The sequence below is a fragment of the Kitasatospora sp. NPDC088391 genome, from assembly GCF_044753345.1.
Lineage (GTDB): Bacteria > Actinomycetota > Actinomycetes > Streptomycetales > Streptomycetaceae > Kitasatospora.
In genome coordinates this window covers 232,888-255,786 of sequence record NZ_JBIVNB010000006.1, presented here as the reverse complement: position 1 = coordinate 255,786, position 22,899 = coordinate 232,888, and the positions used below count along the sequence as shown (strand labels likewise).

At 74.2% G+C, this 22,899-nt stretch carries 19 protein-coding genes, 1 tRNA gene and 1 pseudogene; 9 read left to right on the top strand and 12 right to left on the bottom strand.

Going from position 1 to position 22,899, the window contains the following annotated elements; translation table 11 throughout:
- Positions 1-35: 35 nt before the first annotated feature.
- Positions 36-344 (top strand): hypothetical protein, encoded by a 309-nt coding sequence (locus tag ACIQBJ_RS20385; RefSeq protein ID WP_400712025.1) that lies wholly within the window; start codon positions 36-38, stop codon positions 342-344.
- Between the two features lie 463 nt (positions 345-807).
- Here ACIQBJ_RS20385 and ACIQBJ_RS20380 read toward each other — a convergent pair whose 3' ends face one another.
- From ACIQBJ_RS20380 to ACIQBJ_RS20365, 4 genes are all read right to left on the bottom strand, one after another.
- Positions 808-2,439, bottom strand: a complete 1,632-nt coding sequence (locus tag ACIQBJ_RS20380) for an acyl-CoA dehydrogenase family protein (protein ID WP_400712022.1) — start codon at positions 2,437-2,439, stop codon at positions 808-810.
- Positions 2,439-3,035: a TetR/AcrR family transcriptional regulator gene (locus ACIQBJ_RS20375; protein ID WP_400712019.1), complete on the bottom strand. Its 597-nt coding sequence runs from the start codon at positions 3,033-3,035 to the stop codon at positions 2,439-2,441. The genes ACIQBJ_RS20380 and ACIQBJ_RS20375 overlap by 1 nt, the downstream gene beginning before the upstream one ends.
- 161 nt (positions 3,036-3,196) lie before the next feature.
- Complete coding sequence (locus ACIQBJ_RS20370; protein WP_400712016.1) at positions 3,197-4,039, bottom strand: serine protease; 843 nt, start codon at positions 4,037-4,039, stop codon at positions 3,197-3,199.
- Positions 4,040-4,156: 117 nt separating this feature from the next.
- Positions 4,157-4,723, bottom strand: a complete 567-nt coding sequence (locus tag ACIQBJ_RS20365; protein WP_400712564.1) for a TetR family transcriptional regulator — start codon at positions 4,721-4,723, stop codon at positions 4,157-4,159.
- A gap of 206 nt (positions 4,724-4,929) precedes the next feature.
- Here ACIQBJ_RS20365 and ACIQBJ_RS20360 point away from each other — a divergent pair, with 206 nt between their 5' ends.
- On the top strand, positions 4,930-5,082 hold the full coding sequence (locus ACIQBJ_RS20360; protein WP_400712013.1) for a hypothetical protein: 153 nt from the start codon (positions 4,930-4,932) through the stop codon (positions 5,080-5,082).
- 17 nt (positions 5,083-5,099) lie between these two features.
- On the top strand, positions 5,100-5,354 hold the full coding sequence (locus ACIQBJ_RS20355; RefSeq protein ID WP_400712010.1) for a hypothetical protein: 255 nt from the start codon (positions 5,100-5,102) through the stop codon (positions 5,352-5,354).
- Positions 5,355-5,403: 49 nt separating this feature from the next.
- Here the strand turns inward: ACIQBJ_RS20355 and gcl are convergent, their stop codons facing one another.
- A complete protein-coding gene (gene gcl / locus ACIQBJ_RS20350; protein WP_400712007.1) occupies positions 5,404-7,185 on the bottom strand; it encodes a glyoxylate carboligase in 1,782 nt (593 codons plus the stop codon).
- A gap of 271 nt (positions 7,186-7,456) precedes the next feature.
- Here gcl and ACIQBJ_RS20345 point away from each other — a divergent pair, with 271 nt between their 5' ends.
- Positions 7,457-8,107 carry an NAD(P)-dependent oxidoreductase gene (locus ACIQBJ_RS20345; protein ID WP_400712005.1) on the top strand — a complete coding sequence of 217 codons (651 nt, stop codon included), beginning with the start codon at positions 7,457-7,459 and terminating at the stop codon, positions 8,105-8,107.
- A gap of 69 nt (positions 8,108-8,176) precedes the next feature.
- Here ACIQBJ_RS20345 and ACIQBJ_RS20340 read toward each other — a convergent pair whose 3' ends face one another.
- A complete protein-coding gene (locus ACIQBJ_RS20340) occupies positions 8,177-9,742 on the bottom strand; it encodes an APC family permease (protein ID WP_400712002.1) in 1,566 nt (521 codons plus the stop codon).
- Between the two features lie 316 nt (positions 9,743-10,058).
- Between ACIQBJ_RS20340 and ACIQBJ_RS20335 the strand changes: the two genes are divergently transcribed.
- The gene (locus ACIQBJ_RS20335) at positions 10,059-11,405 is read left to right on the top strand and encodes an acyltransferase (RefSeq protein ID WP_400711999.1); all 1,347 of its coding nucleotides are present in this window, start codon (positions 10,059-10,061) and stop codon (positions 11,403-11,405) included.
- A 343-nt stretch (positions 11,406-11,748) separates the two neighbouring features.
- On the opposite strand, the gene ACIQBJ_RS20330 is transcribed toward ACIQBJ_RS20335, so the two are convergent.
- Together ACIQBJ_RS20330 and ACIQBJ_RS20325 are read right to left on the bottom strand one after the other, a co-directional pair.
- On the bottom strand, positions 11,749-12,315 hold the full coding sequence (locus ACIQBJ_RS20330; RefSeq protein ID WP_400711996.1) for a flavoprotein: 567 nt from the start codon (positions 12,313-12,315) through the stop codon (positions 11,749-11,751).
- Between the two features lie 218 nt (positions 12,316-12,533).
- Positions 12,534-12,605: transfer RNA gene (locus ACIQBJ_RS20325), tRNA-Val, on the bottom strand.
- A 173-nt stretch (positions 12,606-12,778) separates the two neighbouring features.
- Here ACIQBJ_RS20325 and ACIQBJ_RS20320 point away from each other — a divergent pair.
- Both ACIQBJ_RS20320 and ACIQBJ_RS20315 read left to right on the top strand, forming a co-directional pair.
- On the top strand, positions 12,779-14,038 hold the full coding sequence (locus tag ACIQBJ_RS20320) for a hypothetical protein (protein WP_400711993.1): 1,260 nt from the start codon (positions 12,779-12,781) through the stop codon (positions 14,036-14,038).
- 147 nt (positions 14,039-14,185) lie between these two features.
- Complete coding sequence (locus tag ACIQBJ_RS20315; RefSeq protein WP_400711990.1) at positions 14,186-14,404, top strand: zinc ribbon domain-containing protein; 219 nt, start codon at positions 14,186-14,188, stop codon at positions 14,402-14,404.
- Between the two features lie 63 nt (positions 14,405-14,467).
- On the opposite strand, the gene ACIQBJ_RS20310 is transcribed toward ACIQBJ_RS20315, so the two are convergent.
- The 3 genes and pseudogenes from ACIQBJ_RS20310 to ACIQBJ_RS20300 form a co-directional block, all read right to left on the bottom strand.
- Positions 14,468-15,313: an HAD family hydrolase gene (locus ACIQBJ_RS20310; protein WP_400711987.1), complete on the bottom strand. Its 846-nt coding sequence runs from the start codon at positions 15,311-15,313 to the stop codon at positions 14,468-14,470.
- Between the two features lie 33 nt (positions 15,314-15,346).
- Positions 15,347-17,850 (bottom strand): annotated as a pseudogene (locus ACIQBJ_RS20305) (phosphoribosyltransferase).
- Positions 17,851-18,124: 274 nt separating this feature from the next.
- Positions 18,125-19,297, bottom strand: coding sequence for an HpcH/HpaI aldolase/citrate lyase family protein (locus ACIQBJ_RS20300; RefSeq protein WP_400711984.1), 1,173 nt, complete (start codon positions 19,295-19,297; stop codon positions 18,125-18,127).
- 300 nt (positions 19,298-19,597) lie between these two features.
- On the opposite strand from ACIQBJ_RS20300, the gene ACIQBJ_RS20295 reads away from it, so the two are divergent.
- On the top strand, positions 19,598-20,734 hold the full coding sequence (locus tag ACIQBJ_RS20295) for a TerD family protein (protein WP_400711981.1): 1,137 nt from the start codon (positions 19,598-19,600) through the stop codon (positions 20,732-20,734).
- Positions 20,735-20,828: 94 nt separating this feature from the next.
- Here the strand turns inward: ACIQBJ_RS20295 and ACIQBJ_RS20290 are convergent, their stop codons facing one another.
- On the bottom strand, positions 20,829-21,572 hold the full coding sequence (locus ACIQBJ_RS20290; RefSeq protein ID WP_400711978.1) for a Tellurium resistance: 744 nt from the start codon (positions 21,570-21,572) through the stop codon (positions 20,829-20,831).
- A 229-nt stretch (positions 21,573-21,801) separates the two neighbouring features.
- Here ACIQBJ_RS20290 and ACIQBJ_RS20285 point away from each other — a divergent pair, with 229 nt between their 5' ends.
- Entirely contained in the window at positions 21,802-22,896 is a 1,095-nt protein-coding gene (locus ACIQBJ_RS20285; protein ID WP_400711971.1) for a DUF2637 domain-containing protein, read from the top strand.
- Positions 22,897-22,899: the final 3 nt, after the last annotated feature.

Genomic DNA, 22,899 nt, shown 5'->3' with positions numbered 1-22,899 from the left:
GACCCGCCGCCCGCGCCGCCTCACCCGCCTCCGGGGTGCCCGAACTCCGCTTCGCCGCAGGCGCCTTCGACAGCCTGACGTCGGCATGCCCCTTCGGTACCGCCACCGGCTTCGCCGGCTGCCACACCGGCGGCACCGGATGCGCCGGCTGCACCGCCCCCAGCAGCGCCGCGTCCTTGCCGTCCACCGACGCCGTCCTCGCCAGCGGCGTGTTCGGCGGCGACCACTTCCGCGACCAGTCCGGCCCCGCCGCGGCCGCCACCGAGACCGGCACCAGCAGCGAGGCGACGACGGCCCCGGCGGCCGCGACGGCGAACCGGGTCCGATGTTTCGGTGGGGATTGAGCCGCTTGACGATAAGTCAGCCACTTTGCCCTTGACATGCTTTGCACCCCTATTGTCCGGATCGGAAGAATCTGATCGACGGTCAGGAAATTGGCGGTGCAGCGTACCAGCGGAAAGTCAATTCGGGTCAACGGAATTTAAAGCGGCAGCATGGTGATCCACGTCACATCGGAGCTTGTGGCGGCCCATTCCCACCGAAGGGGTGACTCGACGTCAAATGTCATGTAAATGCACCATTCACCTGCGCAATCCCGGGAAACCCGACCCCGCGCCGCCCGGCGCGCACCGGCCGGAGGGCGGCCGGGACATTCGATCGATCAGCCCCGAATTCCGGCTCAGTCATCCGATTCGGCGCACGGGAAGCAATCCCGCCCAAATCGTCGCGGCGAGAACGGCGGGACGGGCCCGCCCGAAGGCTTTTCCGAAAAGTCCCGGGCCGGCGGGCGGGCCTTTGCCGCGAGCCTCAGGGGAGTTCGGGGATACGGGCGAGGATCGCGGCGGTGTCGAGGCCGGTCGGGAGAGTGCCGTAGGCCAGGCCGCCGCCGCCGGCCAGGCGGGTGGCGGTGAAGGCCTCGGCGACGGCGGGGTCGCCGTGGCGGAGCAGGACGGAGCCCTGGAGGACGAGGGCGAGGCGCTCGACCGAGTGGCGGGCGCGGTACTCCAGTTGGTCAGGGTCGGCGAGGTCCTTGCGGAGTGCGGCCAGCGCGCCGTCGTAGTGCCGGTCGAGGCCGCTCGCGGCGTCGAGTTCGGCGAACACGGCGGCCACGCTCTCGGGTTGGCGGGCCATCGCGCGCAGCGCGTCCAGCGCGGCGACGTTGCCGGAGCCCTCCCAGATCGAGACCAGCGGGGCCTCCCGGTAGAGCCGGGGCATGCCGGACTCCTCGACGTAGCCGTTGCCGCCGAGGCATTCGAGGGCCTCGGCGGCGTGGCCGGGGCCGCGCTTGCACACCCAGTACTTGGCGACGGCGAGGCCGAGGCGGCGCAGCTGGGCCTCGCCGGTGTCGCCGGCCAGCGCGCGGTCGGTGGCCTCGGCGAGGCGCAGCGCGACCGCGGTGGCGGCCTCGGACTCGACCACCAGGTCGGCGAGGACGTTGCGCATCAGCGGCTGGTCGACCAGCGCCTTGCCGAACGCCCGCCGGTGGGTGGCGTGGTGGAGGGCGCGCAGGGCGCCGTGGCGCATCGCGGAGGCGGCGCCGACGGTGCAGTCCAGCCGGGTCATGTTGACCATCTCGATGATGGTGCGCACGCCCCGGCCCTCCTCGCCGACCAGCCAGCCCACCGCGTCCTCGTACTCGATCTCGGCGGAGGCGTTGGACTTGTTGCCGAGCTTGTCCTTGAGGCGCTGCAGGCGCAGCGCGTTGCGGCTGCCGTCGGGCAGGACGCGCGGCAGCACGAAGCAGGACAGGCCGCCGGGGGCCTGGGCCAGCGTCAGGAACAGGTCGGACATCGGGGCGGAGGTGAACCACTTGTGGCCGGTGAGGCGGTGGGTGCCGTCGCCGGCGGGGACGGCGCGGGTGGTGTTGGCGCGGACGTCGGAGCCGCCCTGCTTCTCGGTCATCGACATGCCGGCGATCAGGCCGCGCTTGCCGTGCGGTTCGCGGAGCCCGAAGTCGTACTCCCGGGCGGCGAGCAGCGGCTCGTAGGCGGCGGCGAGTTCGGGGGTGGTGCGGAGCGCGGGGACGGCGGCGTAGGTCATCGAGACCGGGCAGGTGTGGCCGGCCTCGACCTGGCCCCAGACGTAGAACTTGGCGGCCCGGGCGGTGTGCGCGCCGGGGCGGTCGTCCCGCCAGGGGGCGGCGTGCAGGCCGTGTTCGACGGCGGTGCGCATCAACTCGTGCCAGTACGGGTGGAATTCGACCTCGTCGACGCGGTGGCCGTAGCGGTCGTGGGTGCGCAGCACGGGCGGGTGGTCGTTGGCGAGGCGGGCCCAGTCGGCGGCCTGTTCGCTGCCGGCGAGCCGGCCGAGGGCGTGCAGGTCGTCGGCGGCCCAGCCGGCACCGGCCCGGTCGAGGGCGGCGAGCAGGGTGGGGTCGGCGGCGACGTCGTGGCCGTACGGGTCGGGCACCTGGTTGGTGACCTCGTGGGTGCTTGCCATCAGTGCCCTCCCAGGGCGCGCAGGGTGAAGGTGACCAGTGCGGGCAGCACCGCCTCGGGCGGGCGGCCGTCGGTGAGCGGTCCGACCAGCGCCTCGGCGACGCCGCCGACGATCGCGGCGGCGGTCAACTCGGCGGGCTGGGCGGGGAGTCGGCCGAGTGCGACGGCCCGGTCGATCCGGACGGCGATCAGGTCGCGGAAGGCCCGGCGGAAGACCAGCCGTTCGGCCTCGACGGCCGGGTCGGCGGGTTCGGCGAGCAGGGCGCGGGCGAGCCGGGGCGCCTGGAGGGCGCGGGCGGCGAAGGCGGCGACCAGGGCGGCGATGCCGTCGAGCGGGTCGGCGGCGCGTTCGGCGGCCTCGGTGACGGCGGCGATCTCGCGGCCGCAGACGGTTCGGAACAGGGCGACGGCCAGTTCGGCCTTGCTGCTGAAGTGCTGGTAGACGCTGCCGGTGGCGATGCCCGCGCGTTCGGCGACGGCCGCCATCGAGCAGGCCGCGTAGCCGCGGTCGGCGAGCAGCGCGGCGGCGGCCCGCAGGACGGCTTCGCGCCGGTCGTCGAGGCGGGCTTGGACGGCGGGGGTGCGTCGGTAGGCCACGGCAAGGATTGAAGCACCGATTCACTGCTTCAGGAAGGGTGCGCGCGGCGGGGCCGGCAGGCGCACGGCGGGGAACGCGGCCGGGCGCGCGGCCGGCCGGGAACGCGTCCGGCCACCCGCGGGGAGGGGGTTCGCGGGTGGCCGGACGGGGGTGGGCGCGGCTACGGGCGGGGCAGCACGCAGCCTGCCCTGGTCAGGTCGAGCACGTTGCCCGGGGCGAAGCAGTTCGGGATGGTGTAGGTCTCCTGGGCGTAGTTGATGCCCTGGCGGACCGTCACCGTGCCGTTCTGGTCGACCTCGCAGGGGTTGTCGACGGTGCAGCGTTCGCCGTTCTCGTTGCCGGTGTTGTTCACGGCGACGACCTGGCCGCTGGCGGTGTCGACCACGGGGGAGCCGGAGGTGCCGCCGATGGTGTTGCAGGCGGAGGTGTAGCGGACCGAGTCCTTGAAGGTCCAGCCGCCCTCCTTGAGGCGGTACACGAAGCCGTCCACGTTGCAGGAGTAGATGGTCTTCCAGTAGCCGGAGACCACCTTGATGGCGCTGCCGGCCACGGGGTGGGCGGTGGCCATGGTCAGCGGGGATATCCCGTAGCGGCTCTTGATCGTGGCGTAGCTGCTGCTCAGCCGGTAGAGGGTGACGTCGGTGTCGGTCATCGTCGAGTAGAGGACCCGGTTGGCCTTGACGGTGCCGAGGCTGCTGCCGCTGGAACTCAGCAGGGTGAAGCTGCGGCTGGAGGACTTGTCGGTGACGACCTGTCCGGGGTTCGGCATGCCGGACTCCAGGCAGTGGCCGTTGGTGAGGATCAGGCCGGGGTCGCTGTCGACCGAGTTGGGCATCCGCACCAGCGAGCCGGAGCAGTTGCTGAGCGCGACCGTGCCGGCGAAGTTCACGGTGACGGCGGGGGCGGCGGGGGTCGGGGCGGCAGCGGCGGGGGCGGCGTTCACCAGGGCGGTGGCCCCGGTGACGAGGAGCGCGCAGAGCGCGCCGGTGAGCGGCTTCTTCATGAGGGTGCCTCTCGGAGGGCGTGGGGGTGGGGTTCCCACGGGGGTGCACCTAAATTGGCGCGCCCATGACAGGCTGTCAAGCCCCCTCGCGCCCGGACGCCCGCCGCCGACGGACCGTCAGCCGGCCTTCCAGTGGCGGCTGCCCAGGTTGATCAGCCGCAACTGGGTGCGCACCGTCGCCGCCAGCGCCGCCCGGCCCGCCGGGTCCGCCTCCACCAGCGCCAGCGCCGTCGACACCATCCGGTCCACGTACAGCTCGGCCAGCATCCGGCGGTCCGCCGCCGACCAGTCCGCGGTGTCCGGCTGGACGGCCAGCAGCTGGGCCAACTCCTCGGCGAAGCGCGCCAGTTCGGCGGCGACCGCGTCCCGCACCGGCTTCACCCCGCCGTGCCGCTCACGGGCCAGGAACCGGATGTACGCGGGGTGCGCGGCCACGTGCGCGGCGATCACCTCGACCGAGCGGTCGATCAGCCGCTCCGGGTCGCCCGCGGCCGCGAACACCGCCCGGACCATCTCGTGCAGGTTCGCCAGCGACTCCTCCACCAGCACCACGCCCAGCTCGGCCAGGTCCGCGAAGTGCCGGTAGAACCCGGCCGGGGAGAGGCCGGCGGCCCGGGTCACCTCGCGGACGCCCAGACCGCTCAGGTTCTGCTGCTCCAGCAGGCCGAGCGCGGCGTCCAGCAGGGCGCGGCGGCTGGCCTGCTTCTGGGCCTGGCGGGCCCCCGGGGGCTGGGTGGCCCCGGCGGGTGTCGCGGGGGTCGCCTCGGAGGTCGTCGCGGGGGTCGTCACGGGGTTCAGTAAACAACTGTTTGCCGAATTTGGCGAGCCCCGCTAGAGTACTGACCAGTCTTCAGCGAACACTTGTTAACCGAAATCGGAAGGGGTTCACCGTGCTGCTCGTCGCCCTGCTCGCCCTCGGCCTGCTCGCCGGGGCCGCCGCCCACCTCCCCGGGCCGGTCTTCCTCGCCGCCGCGGCCGCGATCGCCGGCTGGCTGCTGCTCTTCGGCGCCCGCGAACGACTCGGCCGCACCCGCCGCCACTGACCCCGGGAGCACCCGCCATGAACGACACCCGCCGCACCGCCGCCGAGGCCGACCAACTCGCCGTCGCCTCCTTCGTCCTGGGCCTGCTCGGACTCCTCTTCTTCAACCTCGTCCTCGGCCCCCTCGCCCTCACCCTCGCGGCCCTCGCCCTGCACCGCCGCACCACCCGCCCGGCCCGCGCCCTCCTCGGCCTCACCCTCGGCCTCGCCGACCTCGCCCTCCTCGCCGCCACCCTCCACACCGGCCACGGCACCCTCTGGCACCTCGGCTGAAACCGGGGCCCACCGGACGCCCCTGCTTCACGCCGAAGGCCCCGAACGCCTACCTCTCGAACGGGAGGATCGCCGTCGGCGCGTCCTCCGGGGAGGTGGCGAGGTCCTCCCACTCCACGACCCGGTCGATGTCCGCGGCCGCCATCGAGATGTTGGTGACGCGTTCCAGGATCGCCTCGACCACCACCGGGACGCGGAACTCGGCGGCGAGCTTCTTGGCCCGCTCGAACGCGGGCAGCAACTCCTCCGGCCGGGTCACCCGGATCGCCTTGCAGCCCAGCCCCTCGGCGACCCGGACGTGGTCGACGCCGTAGGCGCCGAGTTCGGGCGCGTTGAGGTTCTCGAACTCCAGGTTGACCTGGAAGTCGATGTCGAAGTTGCGCTGCGCCTGCCGGATCAGGCCCAGGTAGGCGTTGTTGAGCAGCACGTGGACGTAGGGGATGCGGTGCTGCGCACCGACCGCCAGCTCCTCGATCATGAACTGGAAGTCGTAGTCGCCGGAGAGCGCGACCACCTGCCCGTCCGGGTCGGCGGTGGCGACGCCGAGCGCGGCGGGGACGGTCCAGCCGAGCGGGCCGGCCTGGCCGCAGTTGATCCAGTGGCGGGGCCGGTGGACGTGCAGCAGTTGCGCGCCCGCGATCTGCGCGAGGCCGATGGTGGTGACGTACCGGGTCTCGGGGCCGAAGGCGCGGTTCATCTCCTCGTAGACGCGCTGCGGCTTGAGCGGCACCTCGTCGAAGTGGGTCCTGCGCTGCAGCGCGGCCCGCCGCCGCCGGGTGCTCGCGGCCCACTCCCGGCGGTCCTTCAGCCGCCCGTCCGCCGCCAGATCCCGGGCCGCCTCCAGCAGCAGGAGCAGCGCGGCCTTCGCGTCGGAGGCGATGCCGAGGTCGGGGGCGAAGATCCGGCCGATCTGGGTGGGTTCGACGTCGATGTGGACGAACGTCCGGCCCGCGGTGTAGACGTCCAGGCCGCCGGTGTGGCGGTTGGCCCAGCGGTTGCCGATGCCGAGGACGAAGTCGGAGGCGAGGAAGTTCTCGTTCCCGTAGCGGTGCGAGGTCTGCAGGCCGACCATGCCCGCGTTCAGCTCGTGGTCGTCGGGGACGACGCCCCAGCCCATCAGCGTCGGGACCACCGGGACGCCCGTCAACTCGGCGAACTCCCGGAGCGGTTCGGCGGCGTCGGCGTTGATGACGCCGCCGCCCGCCACGATCAGCGGCCGCTCGGACGCCTGGAGCAGGGCGAGCGCCTTCCCGATCTGGACCCGGTTGGCGACGGGCCGGTGGACCGGCAGCGGCTGGTACGCCTCGGGGTCGAACTCGATCTCGGTGAGCTGCACGTCGATCGGCAGGTCGACCAGGACCGGGCCGGGCCGTCCGGAGCGCATCAGGTGGAAGGCCTGCTGGAGGACGCCGGGGACCTGCGCGGCCTCCAGCACGGTGGTGGCGGCCTTGGTGACGGGCCGGGCGATGGCGGCGATGTCGACGGCCTGGAAGTCCTCCTTGTGCAGCCGGGCGACCGGGGCCTGGCCGGTGATGCACAGGATCGGGACCGAGTCGGCGATCGCCGAGTACAGGCCGGTGATCATGTCGGTGCCGGCCGGGCCCGAGGTGCCGACGCAGACGCCGATGTTGCCGGCCTTCGCCCGGGTGTAGCCCTCGGCCATGTGCGAGGCGCCCTCGACGTGCCGGGCCAGGGTGTGCCGGATGCCACCGGCGGCCTTGAGCGCGGCGTAGAAGGGGTTGATCGCGGCCCCGGGCACGCCGAACGCGACCTCGACGCCTTCGAGCCGGAGGATCTCCACCGCCGCGCGGGCGGCTGTCATACGGGGCATCGGCTACTCCTGCCGTCGACACTGTCCGGCACTGTTTTCGCAATGCGGAACAATTCTTCTGGGATGCGAAAGCAAGCTAGGCCGGGGCCCGAGCGGCCGTCAAGGTGCGTTCCGACAAGGCATTGCGGCCCGCTCCCCCGCCGCCGACCGCCCCCGCCGCACGGGCTGTCCGTTTTTCACCATCCCCTGTCGGCCCGGCACCTCGCCCACCCCGTCCGACCGGCCGTACGGTCGTTGCGAAGACCGAAAACGACAGACGGGACGATCCGACATGAGCACCATCACCCTGTACGGCGCCACCGGCACCATCGGCTCCCGCGTGCTGGACGAGGCGCTGCGCCGCGGCCACCGCGTCACCGCGGTGGTCCGCGACCCGGCGAAGCTGACCCGGACCCACCCGGCGCTGACCGTGGTGGCCGGCGACGTGCTGGACCCGGCCTCGGTGGCCCGGCACGCCGAGGGCGCGGACGTGGTGGTCAGCGCGGTCGGCGGCGGCGACGGCCCGGGCCACCAGGCGCTGATCGCGCCGTCCTTCGAGGCGCTGGTGGCGGGGCTGCGCACGCTGGGCGCGGACGCGCCGCGGCTGGTCACGGTGGGCGGCGCGGGCTCGCTGCGCACCCCGGACGGCAAGCAGGTGTGGGACACCGAGGGCCTGCCGGAGTTCCTGCTGCAGATCATGCACGCGCACGGCGACGCGCTGGACTTCCTGCGCACCGTCGGCGACGTCCGCTGGACCAACCTCTCCCCCGCGGGCACCATCGCCCCGGGCGAGCGCACCGGCAGCTACCGGGTGGGCCAGGACGACCTGCTGATCGGCGCGGACGGCGAGAGCCGGATCTCCACCGAGGACTACGCGGTGGCGCTGCTGGACGAGATCGAGAACCCGAAGCACCTCGGCGAGCGCTTCACCGTCGCGTACTGATCCCGTCGCACGACGGCGAAGGGCCCCGAACCACCGGGTGGTTCGGGGCCCTTCGCCGCGCTCCCCGGCTCAGTCGGGGACGACCAGCGCGGGGGTCTCGCGGGTGAGCACCTCGCCGCGGAAGAACGCGGGGCTGCGCCGGGTCATCACGGCCATCACCAGCAGGCCGAGCGCCAGCAGGCCGGCCCCGACCACGAACACCGAGCCGACGCCGAACACCGAACTGCCGCTGCCGTAGGACGGATCGACCATGTCGACCAGCGACTTGCCGAAGATCCCGGCCAGGGTGAGCCCGCCGAGCAGCGGGAAGACGCACTTGAGCAGCGCGTCGCGGAGGGAGCGGCGCACCTCGGCGCGGAAGTACCAGGCGCAGGCGAACGCGGTCAGCGAGTAGTAGAAGCAGATCATCAGCGTCAGCGCGGCGATGGTGTCGGCCAGCACGTGCGAGCTGACCAGGGTCATCACGGTGTAGAACGCGCCGGTGCCGACGCCCGCGGTGACGATCGCCCGGCCGGGGGTCCGGTAGCGCTCGCCGACCCTGGCGAAGGACGGCGGCAGCGCCTCGTAGACGCTCATCGCCAGCACGGTGCGGCTGACCGGGATGAAGGTGGTCTGCAGGCTGGCCGAGGCGGAGGCCAGCACGGCGACGAACAGCAGCACGCCGAGCACCGGGCCCATCACCGGACCGGCCAGCACGGCCAGCACGTTGGACGAGGTCTCCGGGTTGCCGAGGCCGGTGCCGGTGGTACCGACGCCCGCGTACATCTGCACCGCGACGGCGGTGAACAGGTAGGAGCCGACCAGCACCACCATGGCCAGCAGCGCGGCCCGGCCCGGGGTCTTCTCGCTGCCGCCGGTCTCCTCGTTGGCGCTCAGGCAGGCGTCCCAGCCCCAGTACATGAAGAGCGACAGCGACAGGCCCGCGACGAAGGCGGTGAAGGAACTGGCCTGGAACGGGTTCAGCCAGCTCCAGGAGAAGTGCAGTGCACCGGCCGCGCCGTGGCCGGTGGACTTGGCGATCGCCATCACGCCGAACAGGCCGAGCACCGCCAACTGGAGCCCCACCAGGGCGTACTGGACGCCCTTGGTGGCCGTCATGCCGCGGTAGCTGATCATGGTGGCGACGGCGATCAGCACCAGGCAGGTGGCGACGTGGATCAGCCGGTCGTCGTTGAGCGCGGCGACCGCGTCGCTCCGGGTGATCTCGCCGAGCAGCAGGTACAGGTACTCGGTGGCGACGCCCGCGAGGTTGGAGAGCACGATGACGGTCGCCACCACCAGGCCCCAGCCGCACATCCAGCCGACCTTCGGGCCGAACGCCTTCACCGTCCAGGTGAAGGAGGTCCCGCTGTCGGGGATCGCCTTGTTCAACTCCCGGTAGGCGAAGGCCACCAGCATCATCGGCAGGAAGCCGGCCAGGAACAGCGCGGGCATCTGCAGGCCGACGGCGGCCACCGTGGTGCCCAGGGTGGTGGTCAGGCAGTAGACCGGGGCGACGGTGGACACGCCGATCACCGCGTTGCCGAGCAGGCCCACCGAGTTGCTGTTGAGGCCCTTGGACCGAACGCCCCCGGGGGCGTCCGCACCGGCGGCGGCCTCGGCGCCGGCCCGCGGGCGGTTGTCGAGCTGAACCATGCCGGAACCGTAACTCCCACTGTTTCCGCAGCTCGCCACGGTCGAAGCCGGTTGATCGCCTGCGTTTCATCGGAGTGATAGGGTTTGTTTCCGTCGATTACATGATCTTTAACCCAAAATTTCCTTCGTTTCAGGCCGCTCGATGGGTGTGGAGCCGGGGACGAAAACCGCAGAGGGTGCGATTTCCGGCTTTTCGACCATCGACGTGAGAAACACCACACACCCTCCCGAACCGGAACCGTCCGTTCGGACACCTCTGGTTCCCGCCGCCCGCCGCCCCTATCGTTCCCCCCGTCACTTCAGGGAGGGGACCGGCATGACCGGCACGCTGACGTCCGAGACCGACACCCGCACCGTCCGGGCCGGCCGCCCCGGGCCGGGGCCGATCCGCTGCTCCGTCGGCGACCTGCTGCTCGCCGACCTCCCGGTCTCGGTGGTCCTGTTCCACCGGCACGCCCTCGACGCCGAGGTCCTCGCCGACGGCCTCGCCCGCGCCCTCGACCGGCTCCCCGAGTTCGCCGGCCGCCTGCGCACCACCGCCGACGGCGACCTGTGGATCGACACCGACGACGCCGGCATCCCGTTCACCGTCGCCGACGCGCCCTACACCCTCGCCGAGTCCTTCGACCGGATGGCACTGCCCGCCAACGGACTGGTCGACCACGTCCGCGCCGCCGAGGCCCGCCGCGGCGGCCACCCGCTGCTCACCGTCCGGCTCAACCGCCTCACCGACGGCGGCAGCGCCCTCGGCATCTCCTGGCACCACGCCGTCGGCGACATGCAGACCTTCGCCACCCTGCTGCGCACCTGGTCCGCCTGCACCGAGGGCACCCCGCTCCCCGAGGTCGACCGCGCCCCCGACCGCGACCACCACCTCGACGCCCACCTGCCCGCACAGGACAGCGGCACCCCCGCCCTCCGGCTCCCCGACCCGGCCGAGAGCGCCGAACTGCGCCGCTCCTTCGCCGCCGCCGCACTCGCCAACCGCACCGTCCAGGTCTGGTTCTCCCCCGCGGAGACCGAACGGCTGCGCGCCGCGCTCTCCGCCGGGGCCGGCCGCCGGCTCTCCGCCAACGACGCCCTCTGCGCCCACCTGCTGCACGTCCTGCGCGAGGTCGACGGCGCCGGCGCGGACGAGCAGACCCTCACCATGCCGGTCAACCTGCGCCGCGTCCTCGGCCTGCCCGACGGCGCGCTCGGCAATCTGCTCGGCGAGATCCGGCTGCCCTGGCGGCCCGGCACCACCCCCGCCCGCTACGCGGCCGAACTCCGCACCGCCGTCGAGGAGTTCACCGAAAAGCACCTCAGCGTCCGGAGCAACCTGCGCTTCCTCGACGCCGTCGGCCGGGACCGCGTCGGCGACTGCGTCCCGATCGGCTTCGACCCCGCCCGCCGCACCCTCACCCTCTCCAGCTGGTGCCGCCTCGGCCTCCAGGACCTCCCGCTGGCCGGCCACCTCCCCGCCGCCTTCAGCCCCGCCGCCACCCTCCAACTCCCCTGGACCTCCTGGCTGGTGGAAGGCCCCGCCGGCCACGGCCACCTCTGGACCGCCGTCCTCCCCACCCGCACCGCCGCCCGCCTCCGCACCGCCGCCGCCCTGCTCCACCCGCACCGCGCGGACGACGACCCACGCCCCGGCCTCGCACCCCGCAAGCTCCTCTGACGCTCAGTCAATGTCCTTTCCCTCTAACCCGTTTACCCTTCCCCCACGGACACCGACGCGGTGGTGTTCGACGTCGGCAACACGCTGACCGACGACACCCGCTACTGGCGGGACCGGGCCGACCGGTTGGGCGTGCCCGCGCACACCGTGTCCGCGCTGGCCGGCATGGTGGTCACCCGGGGCCTGTCGTCGAATGGGGCGCCGCCAAACCCTCGCCGCACTTCTACGCACGGCTCACCGCCTGGACCCCCTCGCCGCCGGCCTGCGCACCGCCCCCTCCGACGCGGACCGATCGGCCTCACCACCGCCGCCGCCCCCGACGCCGACCTCACCGCGGACACGCTCAGCGCGCTCGCGGACCTGCTGCTGCCCCGCCCCCGTCCCCGCCCCTGAGCCGCAACGTCCGCGCCACCGCGTCCAGCCCCGCCTCCCAGTCGAAGCCCCCGCCCCCGTCCACCAGGACCTCCATCCCGGCCTCCCGCAACACCGCCAGGCTGCGGGCGTACTGGGGATGCGCGGCGAGCGCCGCGTTGACACAGGGCGCCACCAGCACCGGCACGCCCTTGCCCACCGCCTCGGCCGCGTAGCCGACCACCCAGGAACCGGTCAGGCCGAGCGCCAGACTGTTGACCGAGTTGAACGTCGCCGGCGCGAACAGCACCGCGTCGGCGGGCGGCAGCACATCCGGCTGCCCCGGCCACCGGTAGGCGCTCTTCACCGGGTGCCCGGTCAACTCCTCCAACTCCGGCACCCGCTCCTCCAACCAGACTCGCGCCGCCGGAGTCAGCCCCACCGCGACGTCCCACCCCCGCCCCACCGCCGACCGCACTACCCCGCCGATCCCCGGCACCACCCCCGCCGCCGAAGCGAACAGGTACACCACCGGCCGCCCGGCCCCCGCGTCTCCCATCCCGCCATGCAACCCCCTCCCCCGGGCCCCGCGCAACGCCCGGCCCCCGGAGGGCACGCATCATGATCCTTCAGGGAAAAACTGGGAGCCGATCTTCGCCGCGGCCGCTCCCCGTCCCCTCCCCGGCCGCCGCCACCGACCCCGGACACACAAACGGCCCGGGCCGGAACTTCCGCTCCGACCTGGGCCTTTGGGTGCCTCAACGCTGTTCACGAGGGTGGGCGCAGACGGTTTCGAACCGCCGACATCCGCCTTGTAAGGGCGGCGCTCTACCGCTGAGCTATGCGCCCTCGCCGCTGTGGACCGGCAGGCCGGTCGCACGACGAATGGACAGACTACCTGGTCCGGGGAGTGGTTCGCCGCTGTGTCCGGAAGGGGGATTCCGCGGGGGGTGCCGGGCGGGGCGGGTGATCGGCAAGAATGGCGGGGAAGCGACGGGACGGTACGGAGCAGGGAGCGCGTGGTGAGGGTGGCCGGCGGCGGTGGCGGGGGACGGGGCGGCTGGTGGGGCGGCGGTCGTCGGGACGCCGCGCGGGAGGACGCCCGGGCGGCCCGGGAGGCGGCCCAGGAGTCGTTCTACGAGCTGGACTCCGCCCAGCGGGACGCGCTGCTCGCGGTCGAGACGGTGAAGTCCGCGGGCGAGCCCGCGACTTCCCGCCGGGTCGAGCAGGAGTTCGCCGATCTGACGGCCCGGATCGACCAGGTCACGGTCGCCTACCTGGGCGCGTTGGACGCCGTCGACCTGGACTCGGCCGAGGTCGATCCGGGCGCCGTCGCCCGGGCCCGGCAGCAGCTCGACCAGGCCAAGCGCGAACTGGACGCCAAGCGCGCCGAACTGGGTGCTTTCCTCAGCCGGCTGCAGCCGCTGGTCGACCACGCCGAGGCGCAGCTGATCCGGGTCACGCCCGCGGTCGAGCGGGCCAAGCAGGCGCTGCTGGCCGCGACCACCGCCCTCGAACAGGCCCGGGGGGCCGGGCTGCGGGCCGACGACCTGGCGGCCCGGCTGGCCGAGCTGGCCCCCGAGCTGACCAGGCTGAACCAGGGCGTCTCGCAGCACGGCGTCCCCGCCACCCTGCAGCGCGCCGAGGACGTGGCCCGGCGGGCCGAGGACGTCCGGGCCGAGGCCGCCCGGCTGCCGGAGCGGGCGGGCGAGATCGACCGCCGGGTCGGCACCCTGCGGACCAGGATCGACGCCCTGGAGAACCGGGCCGGGACGGTCGACCCGGCGCTCAGCGACCTGCGCCGCCGCTTCTCGCTGGCCTGCTGGCAGGACCTGCAGCACGTGCCGGCGCAGACCGCGGAGGCCGTCCGCACCGCGCGGGCCCGGCTCGCCGAGGCGGTCCGGGCCCGGGACGAGCAGCGCTGGGCCGACGCCACCGCGGCGATCGGCACCGTGCGGGCGCTGCTGGACACCGCGGAGGGCTCGGTGTCCGCCGTGAACGAGCGGCTGCGGCAGTTGAACGAGGTGCAGCGCGACCCGCAGCAGGAGATCGAGCGGGCCCGGTTCGCCCTCCGCGACGCGCAGCGGCTCGCGATGGCCGGACGCCAGGCCCCGGACCCCCGGCACGCCGGACCGCTGGACGCGGCGGTGGGCCGGCTGGACCGGGCCGTGGCCTCCCTGGAGGACGCCGGCCGGCACCCCGACTACTGGGCCTTCCTGACCGAGCTGGCGGCCGTCCGGGAGACCGCGGCCGAGGTGGTCACGATGATCCGCGGCCACTGAGCGGCCACTGAGCGGCCGCTGGGCGGCCACCGCCGGAGGACCGCGGCGGGGGGACGGGGCCGCCGGGAAGCGGGCATCCGGCCGCGCCCGCCGGTCCGGGTGGCCGCTTCGCGGGGTGCCCGGCCCGTGCTGGGTACCCTGCTCGGTATGCCTCGCTACGACTTCCGCTGCCGCGCCTGCGGTGCGACCTTCGAACTGAGCCGCCCGATGGCCGAAGCCAACGACCCGGCCACCTGCCCGCAGGGGCACCCCGACACCGTCAAGCTGCTCTCCACCGTCGCCGTCACCGGCGGGGCGGCCGGCTCCTCGGCCCCCGCGCCCAGCGGTGGCGGGGGCGGCTGCTGCGGCGGTGGCTGCTGCGGCTGAGCCCGGTACCGGGCCCGGGGCGGACGCCCCGGGCCCGACGACGGCCGGGCGGGCGGCCGGGTGTCAGACCGGGGTGGGGAGGGTCGCGCCGGAGCGGACCCGTTCCAGCATCTGGCGGATGATCTCCTCGCCCGCCGAGACGCCGATCTCGGTGAGCGCGGTGACGCCCTCGGCCGTCCAGCCGGTCTCGGCGAGTTCGCCGTGCCCGGGGCGCCAGCCGTGGTCGGCGGCGAGCAGGAGTTCGGCGTCGAGCAGGGAGTCGCCGGCGGTGAGGACCGTCCGCGCGCCGGTGCGCTCGCGGACCTCGGCGAGGGCGGCGCTCTTGGAGAGCGGCGCGGGGACGGCGTAGACCTTGCGGCCCTGGAGCGAGACCGTCCAGCCGCGTTCGGCGCACCAGGCGGTGAGGTCCTCGATCCAGCCGGCCGGGAGTTCGGCGCGCTCGACCACCAGGTAGGCGAAGAGCTCGTCGGCGACCCGGCGCTTGTGTGTCCACTCGGGGTCGGCGGTGATCGCGAGGTGCTCGACCACCTCGGCGACGGGGGCGCTGGCGGCCGCCAGCCGGGACCGGATCTCGCGGTGCCAGTCGGGGTCGGGGACGCCGTCGACGAGCAGGTGGCCGCCGTTGGCGCAGACCGCGTACGGGGGGATCCAGCCCGGCGTGGGGCCGGGGAGGTTGATCCGCTCGTACTGGGTGCGGGTGCGGGTGGTGATGGGGACGACCGGGACCTGCGCGGCGAGTTCGGCCAGCAGTTCGGCGGCCGTCTCGGTCATGAAGGAGAGCGCCTTGCCGTCGTGCACCTCCACCGAGAGCAGCCGGGGGGCGAGCCGGTCGGGCACGTCCAGGGCGAGCGCGCGGTTGGAGTAGACGAGGGTGCGGTCGAGGTCGCTGGCGACCAGGAACTGCGGCACGGGCGGGGTCTCCTTCGGTCGGGGATGGGGGGCTCAGGGCTGGACGGCGGTGCCGTCCGCGCCGGTGGCGCCGCGGGTGTAGCGCGGGTGGATCAGCCCGACGCAGGTGTAGGGCAGGTCGTCGGTCTCCTCGACCGGGACGCCGCGCTGGGCGGCGAGCAGCCGCACGTGGTCGAGGTCGGCGCCGGCGCCGCGGCGGGCCAGGATGCGCCAGGGGACGCGGCGCAGCAGGACCCGGGTGGTCTCGCCGACGCCGGGCTTGACCAGGTTGACGCTGTCGATGCCGTACTCGGCGCTGATCCGCTCGACGGCGGCCCAGCCCTCCCAGGTGGGGGTGCGGTCGGCGGTGGCGAGCCGGGCGGTCTCGGCGGCGACGGCGGGGCCGACCGACGGGAAGGCGGCGGCGACGGTGTCGACGAACTGCCGGGAGACGTCGGCGGCGGCCAGGTCCCGGTAGTACTTGGCGCCGTGGAACTCGTCGGGCCCGGTGAGGTCGGCGCGCAGCACGGTGCGGGAGATCAGGCCGGAGACGGTGGAGTTGAGGCAGGCGGAGGGGATCAGGAAGTCGTCGCGGGTGCCGTAGGTGCGAACGCAGCCGCCGGGGTCGGCGAGGACGGCGAGGTCGGGGTCGAAGCCGGTGCCGGCCAGGGCCCCGCCGAGTTCCCGGGTGATGGCGCCCTTGCCCGTCCAGCCGTCGACGAAGACCACGTCGGCGGGGCGGTGGTGGGCGGCGAGGTGGCGCAGGGCGGTGGTGTCGATGCCGCGGCCGCGGACGATGGAGACGGTGTAGTGCGGCACGTCGAGGCCGTGGGCGTGGGCGAGCCAGCGGCGGATCAGGATGCCGACGGGGGTGCCGGCCCGGGCCAGCGAGGCCAGCACCAGGTGCGGGCCGCGTTCGCGCAGCAGGGTCTCGGCGACGACGCCGACGGCGGTGGCGAGGCGGGTGGTGGAGTCGGCCAGCGCGGTGTGGAAGAGCTGCTGGTACTCGGGGCTGGGCTGGTACTCGACCGGGAGCGATTCGGCGTAGTGGGCGCCGCCGGACTGGACGGCCTCCTCGCGCTCCTCGGTGGGCGCTTCGAGCGGGACGTCGGAGAGGTCCTTGAGCAGCCAGGTGACGTCCGCGGCGGGGTAGCTGGAGAAGGCCGGCCCGTGCAGCGGGCGGGCGGCGGGCGGGGCGGGGACGGTGTGTGCGGTCATGCCGGGCCTTCGTCGAGGTGTGCAGCGTGATGCTCGGTCAGCGGGTGGTCGGCGGTGCGTCGGGCGGGTGGCGCGGGGCGGTACGACGGGAGAACGGCGAGCACCACGTGGTCGGCGGCGGTGCGGAGCTGGGGCAGCAGGGCGTCGGGGCCGGTGTGCAGGGCGGGGGTGTCGGCGGGGTCGTCGACGACCAGGACGACGGTGTCGAAGCGGCGGGCCGGGTCGGTGCCGGGGGCGACGTTGTAGGCGTAGCGCTCGGTGGCGTCGGTGTCGGCGGGGTCGTCGTGGGCGGGGAAGACCAGGCCGGTGCGGATGGCGTAGCCGGAGTGGTCGAGGGCGAGCACCGGGGAGCGGGTGGTGGTGGAGAACCGGACCTCGGCGGCGGGGAGCTGCCGCTGGAGGGCGTCGGCGAGCCGCAGCGGGGCGTACATCAGCTCTTCGCAGCCGAGCACCAGGACCCGGCCGGGGCGGGGGCCGACGGCGTCGGCGAGGGCGGTGCCGAGGGCGGGGAGGGCGGCCTCCAGGCGGTGGCGGTGGGCGGGGGTGAAGCCGTGCCGGCCGCCGTCGGGCAGGCCGTCGGGCCAGGGCAGCCGGGCCGTGCTCAGCCGGCCCGGCGCGCCGGCGGGGCGGGGCTGGGCGGGGGCGGCGTCGATCAGGGCGCGGGCCCGGTCGAGGACGCCCTCGGGGAGGTGGACGCCGCCGCCGGCGGTGGCCACCAGGTCGAGGCGGGCGCCCAGCTCGGCGGCGGCGGCGTGCAGCCGCTCGTGGTCGGCGGGGGTGCGCAGGTCGACCAGGGCGACCAGGACGTACCGCTCGCGGGGGTGGGCGGCGTGCAGCGCCCGGATGGTGTTGAGGATGGTGCTGCCGGTGGAGATCTCGTCGTCGACCAGGACCAGCGGGCCGTCGCCGGCCAGCAGGGCGGCGTCCTCGGGGAGCAGCAGGTGGCTGGTGGCGTGCGAGTGCTCCTCCTCGAAGCCGCCGAGCGGGGCGACGCCGGGGACGGGGCGGCGGGTGGAGTGCAGGTAGGGGGCGTCGAGGGCGTCGGCGACGCTGTGGCCGAGGGCGGTGGCGGTCTCCGCGTAGCCGAGGACGGCGGCGCGGGCGGTGTCGGCGGGGCCGAGCAGGTCGGCGACCCGGCGGCCGAGGTCGAGGCCGGCGCCGTGCACCACGGCGGGGCGCTGCGGGACGTGCTTGCCCAGCACCTGGGAGACCAGCAGGTGGGCGCGCTTGGGGTTGCGGCGCAGCGCGAGCCCGATCAGCGAGCCGAGCTCGGGGTCGCCGCTGAGGCGCAGGCCGAGCCGGTCGGTGACCCACTGGCCGGTCCAGACGTCGGCGGTCATCGGAACTCCTGTCACTGTCGCGGGCGGTGCTGGTGGGGCTGGTCGGGCTGGGCACGCTGGTCGGGCTGGTGCGGTCGGTACGGCTGGTGCGGCTGGTGTGACGCACGGTGCCGGTGGTGCCCGGCGGGGCGCACGGGTGTGCGCTCCGGGTTCGAGACTACGGGCCCGGCCGGGGCGCCCGAATCGGCCGACCGGCCGGAGAACGCCCGCCGACCGGCCGGAACGTCCGGGCCGACCGGTGGACGGCCGGGTCGGCCGATCGGCTGACGCGCCGTCAGCCGACGCAGGCGGAGAGCAGTTCGGCGAACGAGACCTCGGGCCGGGCGACGCCGAACACCTCGGCGCGCAGCAGCACCCGCTCGGCCCAGGCCCGGTGCGGCTTGGCCTCGTTCATCTTGTTGGTGTAGGCGGAGCGGCTGACCCCGCCGCCGCCGCGGTGCCGCTGCAGGATGTCCCGGGCGTCGCACAGCTCCTCGTGGGTGACCACGGAGAGCGCGTGCACGGCGGCGACGTGGCTGGGGTGGATGCAGGTCTTGCCGAGCAGCCCGTTGGCGCGGTCGAGCTCGATCTCCCGGATCAGGCCGTCCAGGTCGTGCTCGATCAGCCGCTGGCGGACCCGGTCGGCGGGCGGGGTGGCCTCGGTGAACGGGGTGCGGCGCAGCTGGGGCTTGAACATCCGCTCCTGGAGCGGGAAGTACTCCCAGACCGGCCCGGTGATGGTGTGCCCGGTGCCGTCGGCCCGGCCGAGCACGTTGACCACGTCGCCGATCACGCCGGCCACCAGGGCGACGTCGTAGGCGGTCAGGTCGGGCGAGCGGCGCAGCCCGTACGCGGAGCACAGGTCGGTGACGCCGAGCCGGACGGCGAGCACCCGGGGGCGGTGCTTGTCGAGCAGCCGGGCGATGCCGTGCAGCTGGTCGCGGCGGCTCTCCAGGTGGGCGAGTTCGGGCGATTCGAGGACCGGCATGACGAACAGCCGCCGCCCGCTGCGCTCCTCGGCGGCGCCGAGCGCCTCCAGGAAGGGCAGGCCGCTGTCCTCGGTGAACTTGGGCACCACGAAGCCGCTGAGCAGGCGCAGCGCGGGGCCGAGCCGGGCGGCCAGGTCGGTGATCTGCTCGGGGGTGCGGACCCGGACGAACAGCAGCGGCAGTTCGGCGTCGGCGTCCTGCCCGGCGAGTTCGGTGAGCTGGGCGACCAGGTTGTGCTCGGCGCCGTCGACCTCGTGGTCGGCGATGGCGTCCTCCAGGCAGAGCACCATGGAGACCACGCCGCGGGCGGTCTGCTTGCGGATGTCGCGGGCCAGGGTGGGCCGGGTGGCGGGGCTGTAGAGGGTGGCGCCGAGCGCGGTGGCCAGGACGGCGGTGTCGCTGTCCCGGTCGAAGGCGGCGGGCTGCTCGTGAAAGAGCCGGCTGCGGACGTCGTCCGCGAGATGCCCGAAGTGGCGCAAAATGCTCTCCCGCTGTGGTCTGTTGGGCCCCGCCGGGGGCGGGAACGGCTGTCGGCTCCTCACCAAGTGGGACGGTCGGGGCGAGTGGATAGTTCGCCCGACGCGCCGGGACCGTCGCGGGGAGGGGCGTACCGGGGCCGTTGGCCGCTTATCGTACGGCCGGACGACCTCGGCGAAAGAGTTCGAAACATCGAATTCTCGCAAGATTGTCGGCGTCGTCATCGGGACGCGTCACGAGGGCGCGCCGATGCCGTGCCCCGCGTTGTCCCGGGCCGTGGGCAGACGGCAGGATGGTGCGCTATGACGCACGTGATGGCGAAGGGCGCCAACATCCCGCTGACGGCCGCCGCCGTCCGCGCCGTCCTGCGCTGGACGGATGCCCCGGGCGTCCCGGACCTGGACGCCTCGGCCCTGCTGCTGGACGACCGGGGCAAGGTCCGCGACGACACCGACTTCGTGTTCTACAACCAGCCGCGGCACCCCTCCGGCCTGGTCCGCCACCTGCCGAAGCAGACGGCGGGCGGCGAGGTGTGGGACGCGCTGGAGATCGACCTGGCCCAACTCCCGCCCGAGGTGGACCGGGTGGTGCTGGCCGGGTCCGCCGAGGGCGGCTCCTTCCCGTCCGTGCCGGGCCTGCGGGTGCTGCTGTTCGACGCGGGCGCGCCCGAGGGGACGCCCGCGCTGGCCGAGTTCGCGGTCGACGAGGACGAGCAGGTGACGGCGCTGGTCGCCGCCGAGCTCTACCGCCGGGCCGGGGGCTGGAAGTTCCGCGCCGTCGGCCAGGGCTACCTGGACGGCCTGGTCGCGCTGGCCACCGACTTCGGCATCGCGGTGGACGACGGCATGGCGGACGGCATGACGGGCGGTGCCCCGGCCGAGGCCGCCCCCGGCGGCTCCGCCGACCCGCGGGCGCCCCGCCCCGCCCCCCTGCCGGTGGACGAGGACGACTGGACGCTCGCCCCGGCCGCCCCGGTGCCCGCCCCGCCCCCCGCCCCCGAGCCCGAGGAGCGCCCGGCCGCGGCCCCGCCGGCACCGGTCACCGCCCCGCCGCCGCCCGCGCAGCCGCCGACCGCCCACCACGCCGCGCCGACCGGCGCGCAGCCGCCCGTCCCGGTGCCCGGCGGCTACGGCTACCCCCAGGCCCAGCAGCCCCAGCAGCCCGGCTACGGCTACCCGCCGCCGCCCCCGCAGCAGCACCAGCCGCACCCGCAGGCCGGCGGCTACGGCTACCCCCAGCCGCAGGCGGGCGGTTACGGCTACCCGCAGGCCCAGCCCCGGCCGCAGCAGCCCGGCCCGGGCTACGGCTACCCGCAACAGGGCACCCACCAGCAGCCCGCCCAGCAGCAACCGGCGCCCCAGCCCGCCCCGCAGCAGCCGCAGCAGCCGGGCCCGCCGTTCGCGCTGCCGCCGCAGGGCCCGCAGTTCCAGCCCCGCTGACCGCCGCGCGGCACACCGCCGCGGCACGCCCCCACCGCGCGCCGGGATCGCCGCCGTCCGGCCCGGGAGGACCCGCCTCCCGGGCCGTCGGCCGTCAACTCCCGGGCCGCTCCGGCGTCTTGTAGCCGCGCTCCCACTGCATGCCGAAGCCGTACAGCCGGTCCAGGTCGGACTGGAAGCCGTGCACGTACCGCACCTCGCGGCGGATCGTCAGCTTGCCCTCGCCGTCGTTCTCGATCAGCACCACCGCGCACGAACGGGCCGCCGGGGCGCGCTCGTCCAGCTTGATCTCGATCCGCGGGCCGCTCTGCGGGACGATGGTCAGCACCGCCTGGGTGCGGTCGAAAGCCGGGGTGTCGTCGTAGATGTAGACGAAGATCAGCAGCCGCTTGAACTGGTCCTTCTTCTCCAGGTTGATGTGCATGGTCTCGCCGGAGGGCGCGCCCGACACGTCGTCGCCGGAGAGCTTGATGTACGGCGGCCGGTTCAGGTCGCCGAACAGCCGGCCCAGCGGCTGGACCACGCCCCGCGTGCCGTCGGCGAGTTCGTACATGCAGGCCAGGTCGAGGTCGACGCCGACCGGCGCGGATCCGGCGGTGGCGGGTGCCAGCGGGCGCAGGATGCGCGGGTCGAAGAAGCGGCGCAGCGCGCCGCCCGCGCCGGGCCGTTCGGCGTTGCGGGTCGACCAGTGCAGGTTGATGTACAGGTAGCCGGTGGTGGCCGCGGAGCCGGTGATGGCGTGATGCGGCTGCGACTTGGTCAGCGTGACCTTGAACTGCCCCCCGGTGTCGAAGCTGTCGCCGCGGTCCCCCTTCAGGAACTCCCACACCGAAACCATCGTGTCCTCCCCCAGCACCGGAACCTTCTCGCCTCTCCAATACCCACCCGGGGGGTCCTGAGTCAACGTCAGACCGCTGGCGCGCCCCGCTGGCAGAGGGTTCGTCACTCCCGTACGATGCCCGCCCCCGGGACGCGATATCGTCTCTCCCGCACAGGTGTCCCGTGCGTGTCCCGTGCGCCACCTCCTCCTTCCCCCTGCCCTGCGGAAAGCCGAGGCCCTCCCCGCGATGAACTTCTCCTCCATACAGTTGGTCTGGGCCGTGGTCGGCGGTGCAGCCCTGCTGTTCACGGCCATCCTGGTGGCCTTCCTCCGCTTCAAGAACAACAAGGCCGAAGAGAGCGGCGACTCCTGGGAGCGCAGCGAGGAGCGGCGGCGCCGCAAGGAGGCCGTCTACGGCGGCGCCTCGTACGTCCTGCTGTTCTGCTGCGCCGGTGTCGCGGCGGCGCTGTCGTTCCACGGCCTGGTCGGCTTCGGCCAGCAGAACCTGAACCTGTCCGGCGGCTGGGAGTACCTGGTCCCGTTCGGCCTGGACGGCGCGGCGATGTTCTGCTCCGTGCTCGCGGTCCGCGAGGCCAGCCACGGTGACGCGGCGCTCGGCTCCCGCATGCTGGTCTGGCTGTTCGCGATCGCCTCGGCCTGGTTCAACTGGGTGCACGCGCCGCGCGGCGGCGCGCACGACGGCGCCCCGCAGTTCTTCGCCGGCATGTCGATCTCCGCGGCCGTGCTGTTCGACCGGGCGCTGAAGCAGACCCGCCGGGCCGCGCTGCGCGAGCAGGGCCTGGTGCCGCGCCCGCTGCCGCAGATCCGGGTGGTCCGCTGGCTGCGCGCCCCGCGCGAGACCTACGCGGCCTGGTCGCTGATGCTGCTGGAGAACGTCCGCAGCCTGGACGAGGCGGTCGAGGAGGTGCGCGAGGAGCGCCAGGCGAAGCTGGACGCCAAGTCGCGCGCCCGCAGCGCCGACCGCCGCGAGCGGGCCGAGCTGAAGGCGATCGCCCGGCAGGGCGGCGTGCTGGCCCGGGCCCGGCACGCCCGCCAGGTGCCGGCGCTGGCCGCCGCGGGTGACGCCCCGTCCGCAACGGAGCCTGCCCTAGCCGCCGAGGAGACCACTCTCGACCGGGTGGGCGCCTCCGCCCTGGAGCCCGCCGCCCTGAACGCCGGCCGCCGCCCCCGCGCCGCCGTCGAGTCGACCGGCAGCGGCTCCGCCTCCTCCTCGCCGTACTCGTCCAGCATCGACCTGACCACCGACGAGGACACCCTCTCGATGCCGAAGCTGGACTCGCTGGAGCGCAAGCTCCGCGCCATCGAGCAGCAGCTCGGCTAGCGG